Below are 4,964 nucleotides of genomic sequence, written 5' to 3'. Positions count from 1 at the left end.
TGTGCGCTTAACCCGCTTGTTTTCTTTGTTTCCCATAATAAGTCTCCAATCTGTCAACTTATTTCAGGACGGGTCAAGCACAAGAAAAAGGCCTTCGAAAGATCGGAGGTCTTTTTTTATTGTCCGTATTTATCTTTAAAATATTTTGTACGAATGGCGGCCATTTCTCCATTGGCCTGCATTTCTTCAAGCACGGCTGCCAGCCTGGGTACCAGATCAGCATGTTTCTTATGCAGGTAATGATAAAGCGGGTAGGTGGCAATCGGTGGCTCTGTCAGATGCAATTTCTGGCTTGCGTTGACCTCACGCAGGTGCTGGATGGTCTGCAGGCCATTGGCACGGGCAATCACGGCGATATCCACGTTATTATCCTGAATAAGGATGCGCCCCAGTCCCATGTTGCTGTTGAAATAGACCCGGGACATGCCCTTGGTGCCTATCTCGCTGAATTTTACCCCACGGCGAATGGCAATCAGATACGGGTTCAGGCTGTCCCATCCTTTGACGGAGAAATCGTCTTTCTGGGTCATGACCATGGCGTCCAGTTGATTGACGGCCACAGGGACCTTGATCAGATTGGTAAAGGTCTTCTCCATCCCATCAATGCGAAACAGTTCACCATCCGACTGGCCCTCATTCGCATGATGGAGGGAGCGTTTGGCGGGCAGGGACAGGATGTGGAGTTGATAGCCGATTTTCTCGTAGGCTTTGCGCAGTACGATCTCACTGATATCGGAATTATCAGAATTTTCGATGGCGCTGATTCGTAAAGACAGGTCTGCATGGGAAGGCAATGTAAGGTGGTAAATAATTAAAAGAAGTATGCCTGTCAGTTTTGCCATGTGGCCTCACGATTTGAGTAACTCAAGCCTCTAGGAACTTCTGCACTGTTTCAAGGAAAAGCGGCACAGAGATCGGTTTGGATATATAACCGTCACAGCCCCCTTCAAGGATTTTTTCCTCATCGCCTTTCATGGCAAAAGCGGTTACTGCCACGATGGGGGTTTTGGTCAGTGCTTCTTCCGATTTCAGGATTTTGGTGACTTCGATCCCTGAAATTTCCGGCAGTTGGATATCCATGATGATCAGATCGGGGCCATGTTTCAGGGCCAGGTCTTTGGCGTCATGTCCGTTTTTGGTCTGGATCGTATTGTAACCGTGGGCCTGCAAGAGATCGTTGAACAATTTCATGTTCATCTCGTTATCTTCCACGATTAAAACCGTTTTAGTCATTTTTTTTCGCTCAATCTCATACCCCAAGAGTAAAGGGATAAATTGGTTTTTATTGTTTGTTTCTCGTCGATAATCAGAATGATGCGCAGGGGCATTTCTGTCAATCTAAAGCGCGCATGGATGCAGGATTAGATCAACTCATTATTCCTATCTGGATGAAAAGCCTGTTTTTTCTTGATTTCTAGAACTGTTTTAATTTTTCAATTCCTCGTTCATTTTTTTATCAGATGTTTTTATTTAGTCTGGGTAAGTGTTTTGGTCTAAAAGGATTTTAATATGCCGGGTTTGATGTCTTCAGAATATAGGATCGAAACGTCACGTGGGGCGGTTTATGCGAAGAAATGGCAGGGGCGGGAAACTGCTAAAGCGCCGATCATCCTGCTGCACGATTCATTGGGGTCGGTTGAACTTTGGCGTGATTTCCCAGATCAGGTGTGTGTAGCAACCGGGCACGATGTGATCGCCTATGATCGTTTGGGGTTTGGCAGGTCGGATGCTCACCCCGGTGCCATTGCGTTTGACTTTATCACCGACGAAGCAAAGACGACCTTTAAAGCAATGCTGGAAGCTATGGAGATTGATCGCTTTATGGTTTTGGGTCACAGCGTGGGCGGTGGGATGGCAGCAGCCGTTGCAGCGCAATTTCCTGATCGCTGTGCTGCACTGATGACCGAAGCTGCCCAGGCTTTTGTGGAAGATTTGACGTTGGCTGGTATTCGCGATGCGGAGGTGTTCTTCAAACAGGAACAACAGCTTAATCGTCTGATCAAATACCATGGGGACAAAACCCGATGGGTACTGGATGCCTGGATCAGGACCTGGCAGGCGGATGAATTCAAAGATTGGAATCTGGATGCATATTTGCCGAAGATCACCTGTCCCAGTCTGATCATTCATGGGGAAAAGGATGAATATGGATCATCCGCTCACCCCAATCGATATGCCAACTTGACAAGCGGGGAATGCCATTTGCGACTGCTGCCCGGCTGTGGTCACGTGCCCCATAAGGAACAGTGCGATTTAGTGCTGGATGAAATCCGCCAGTTTCTGGAGAAAATTGTTTTATGAGTCTTATTGTAGCTCCAAGGTGACCAATCTGAATGGGTGTGTCAGACAGAGCTTGCGCGAAGGGTTGAGTAAAGCTAGCTTTGTGCATGTTCGTTTTCTTTGAATGGCTTATAGAAGTATGTGATGACTGAAACCTACAGAATACAGGCCCGACAAAATGGGACGTGGAAAACACAGCAGGTCTTCACAGAAGGTGACAGTTACGCCCATGTGCGTGCGGCGGCTGATGCACTTGTAAACGAAGGTGACTTCGAGGATATCCGTATTCTAGAGGTATATCGGGATGAAAAAACAGACAAGATGCACTATAGGGAATGCTATTCTCTGATCGGTTCAGCCGTTGATTTGGAAAAAATTGATGAGCAGCTTTACCCGCACAAGCCTTCAAAGACCATCGGATACAAAAACATCCAGACCCTGACCGGGGAATGGATCTTGTTGGATGAAAAACAAGCCAAAGAACATCCGCTCTATGGGATTTATGGCTGGCTTGCGTTCTTTGTTTTTCAGTTGGTTTGGGGCCCGCTTGCTGAATTGGCCATGGTTTTTTGGGGGCAGGATTTCTCGGATGATCTGGCCTTTGTCGTTGGTGCGTCGTTGTTTTTCCTCCTGCTTGTCTGGACCCCGCTTTGGTTCCTGATCAAGAAAAGTCGCTATTTCCAGATGAGCTATACAATTATGTCTGTGATTATTCTGCTTCTGGCTTTGCTCGGCCTGTCAGAAGGATTTAGTGGCAGCGATTTAATCGGTATCGGCTGGCTCCTCTTCTGGCTCGCCTACGTCCAATTCTCCGAGCGCGTCAACGTCACCACAAAACACCGCGCCCGCCGCTCCTACCTGACAAAATGGAACCAAGCGCCGACGGGGTATGTGGATGGGCAGGGGATTTAGTTGGCGCGTGCCTTGTGCATCAGTACTCAAAAAAAGAAAGATAAAATATGATGAATTGTGGGCTTTGTAACGCAAAAATTCGGCGAGGTTATAAGAAATGTCTGGAGTGTGGTGCGGTATATAAAAGGAAGAAACCTGAATGGTGGCAGTATATTGTTGCACTACTGATTAGTCTTATCTTTTTCTTCCCGATAGAATTCTTTCTTGGGTATAATCCCGCAAAATTTCAACTTCGGTTTTTCATTTTTGGCCTATTATTGTTCTTTTCGGTCAAGCTGGTTCATTCATTGAATAAATCAATCTGGATTTCTAAAGAAAATTCTGGCGAAGGGACTTGGGAAGATAAAATTTCCAGTTTTATTTATTTTTGCCTCATGATGGTTTTTGGCTTTTTCTATTTCTGGCTTGGTGAGTTTCTTTGAATGAGGTATCGGGGACATACACGAAATTTAATTAGGTGTGCGTCCCTAAATTCTTTGAATTGCATTTGAGTACTTTTTTGTCATTCTTTTTTGTCAAACAACCCGATATCTGTAGGTGTACCTGGAAGGAACGAAGAAACAAGATAATCAGGAAATAGGATACCGAATCTTTCACTTTTAGTATTAAATCCCAACGTTGAAACTTTCAACATCATCCAGAATTCGTCCTTGTATTTTGGGTCCAAACATTCAATTACATAAAGAATAAACTCATGTGCATGAATGTAATCGTCCAGTATTTTTTTAGGTTGTATCATTTCTATTAGGGCACTGAAGAAATGTTCAAAAACATCACCACCGTTCTTAAATATGGGTGTATTCCTTTCAAAGTAAACTTTTTCCAAGCAATCCTTCCTTGGGTCAGCATTCCCGTGAAAAAACCAATTTCGATTGTCCATAATTCGTTTGAAATGTTTGTATTCTTCAACATTGGTATCAATCGCCTTGGCGAAATAGTCACAGGTTAAATGAAGGGAGGGAACCTTGATGTGGAGCTTTTCTTTTATCCTCGCTTCATAGGTTGGCTTGTGCTCGCGAATTTCTTTTTTGCATGTAGTTAATATAAGAAAATTAATAAATGCTTCTAAAATGATTGGTGTTAGCATTTTTAGGGACAGACTGGCTTGTTGTAGCTTACGAAATTGGTCTGTTACTTCTTCTTGTTTTTTTTGCCATTTCTCTACCTCATCAGATATCACAGGACTAACATACTGATAGTTTTGTAGGTCAGAAATTATATCGTGATGGATTTCAGCTTCTGAACATAATTCAGAGTATCTGTTGATAAAAACTGCCCATTCTTCAAGCTTATTTTTTTCTTCACTTTTCCCTTTCGCATGGCTGGAAAAGCCTTGGCGAAAATTTTCTACGAGTGTTTGCCACTCCTCCTTATTCAAATTACCGTTAACCAAAATTTCCAGTGATCTGTGCTTGCCCATAATGCAAATAAACACATCTTCACATTTTAGTAAAAAATCCCAGTGGATCAGATTGTCGCTCGTAGGAGATTTGAGAATATTAAACATCCCATTTGGAGAACCAAAACGGTCTTTCAAATAACAATAGACATCTAGGGGGGACAGGTGTCGCCGAAACTGCATGAGTGATTTTATGTTTCCTTCTTTGCCTCTCCAGTCATTTTGATAGTGTTCTGCTGCTTCCTTATTGCTTGGCAAAATCCAGTTCTCTGGGTCAAGATAATGTTTAGGTTCTGTTGACAAAGTGCTTTACCCAAACCCGAATTGATGTGACCTGAACGAAGCCGAGAAAGCTTAACATCGTTTTGTCATA

Annotated in this window: 5 protein-coding genes; 2 read left to right on the top strand and 3 right to left on the bottom strand. The window is 43.8% G+C overall.

Features of this window, described 5'->3' with window-relative positions:
• Positions 1–116: 116 nt before the first annotated feature.
• Positions 117–842: a substrate-binding periplasmic protein gene (locus tag RYZ26_RS19705; RefSeq protein ID WP_317684970.1), complete on the bottom strand. Its 726-nt coding sequence runs from the start codon at positions 840–842 to the stop codon at positions 117–119.
• Between the two features lie 22 nt (positions 843–864).
• Entirely contained in the window at positions 865–1,233 is a 369-nt protein-coding gene (locus RYZ26_RS19700) for a response regulator (protein ID WP_317684969.1), read from the bottom strand.
• Positions 1,234–1,509: 276 nt separating this feature from the next.
• On the opposite strand from RYZ26_RS19700, the gene RYZ26_RS19695 reads away from it, so the two are divergent.
• Positions 1,510–2,301, top strand: a complete 792-nt coding sequence (locus RYZ26_RS19695) for an alpha/beta fold hydrolase (protein ID WP_317684968.1) — start codon at positions 1,510–1,512, stop codon at positions 2,299–2,301.
• A 123-nt stretch (positions 2,302–2,424) separates the two neighbouring features.
• Positions 2,425–3,192: a hypothetical protein gene (locus RYZ26_RS19690; protein WP_317684967.1), complete on the top strand. Its 768-nt coding sequence runs from the start codon at positions 2,425–2,427 to the stop codon at positions 3,190–3,192.
• A gap of 502 nt (positions 3,193–3,694) precedes the next feature.
• Here RYZ26_RS19690 and RYZ26_RS19685 read toward each other — a convergent pair.
• The gene (locus tag RYZ26_RS19685; RefSeq protein ID WP_317684965.1) at positions 3,695–4,894 is read right to left on the bottom strand and encodes a hypothetical protein; all 1,200 of its coding nucleotides are present in this window, start codon (positions 4,892–4,894) and stop codon (positions 3,695–3,697) included.
• Positions 4,895–4,964: the final 70 nt, after the last annotated feature.

The sequence above is a fragment of the Terasakiella sediminum genome, from assembly GCF_033100395.1.
GTDB lineage: Bacteria > Pseudomonadota > Alphaproteobacteria > Rhodospirillales > Terasakiellaceae > Terasakiella.
The sequence above is the reverse complement of the archived record's forward strand: the minus strand, read 5'-3'. Positions and strand labels throughout refer to the sequence as shown.